Source organism: Streptomyces sp. ADMS (genome assembly GCF_033441795.1).
Lineage (GTDB): Bacteria > Actinomycetota > Actinomycetes > Streptomycetales > Streptomycetaceae > Streptomyces.
Genome location: NZ_JAVFVX010000415.1, coordinates 1 through 485 on the forward strand (window position 1 = coordinate 1; position 485 = coordinate 485).

The 485-nt window shown below is 70.3% G+C and carries 1 protein-coding gene; it reads right to left on the minus strand.

Going from position 1 to position 485, the window contains the following annotated elements:
• Positions 1-270: 270 nt before the first annotated feature.
• The coding region (locus RB628_RS41335) for a histone-like nucleoid-structuring protein Lsr2 (protein ID WP_318325761.1) at positions 271-485 on the minus strand (215 nt) is incomplete at its 5' end.

The window sequence follows — 485 nt, forward strand, 5'->3', positions numbered from 1 at the left end:
GGTCGATGGCCTGGAACTCGTAGTACTGGTACTCGCTCACGGCCGTGCAGCCTACTGGCAGGCGCTGCGGCTCATCTCACGGGACCTGGTTGTGATGCCTCGTTCGGGACCCATCCACGGCTACGGTCCTGGCGGTGCCGTCGGGTTCGTAGGATCGGGCCGACAATGACGGACCCGCCGGGGTTGAAGGGCAGGCACGTGGTGGGGACACCGAGGGAACGGCTGGCTGGGCTGTTCGGCGGGGCGAAGAAGGCCCGGAACGGTTCATCCTCACGGACGCGTGGGGTGGGCGGCGTGGTAGGCGTCCCAGATCGCCGCCCTCAGTTTTCCCCGGGGCGGGACGTCGATGCCCTGGCCTCGGGCCCATGAGCGGACCTGGGCGGTGGTTGGCTCCTGCGCTCCGTCCTCGGCTACGGGGGCCTCGCGGGGTGTGCCGCGTTCGCTGCCGGGACGCGGTGTCCGATCCGACGGCGGGTCCGATCGTG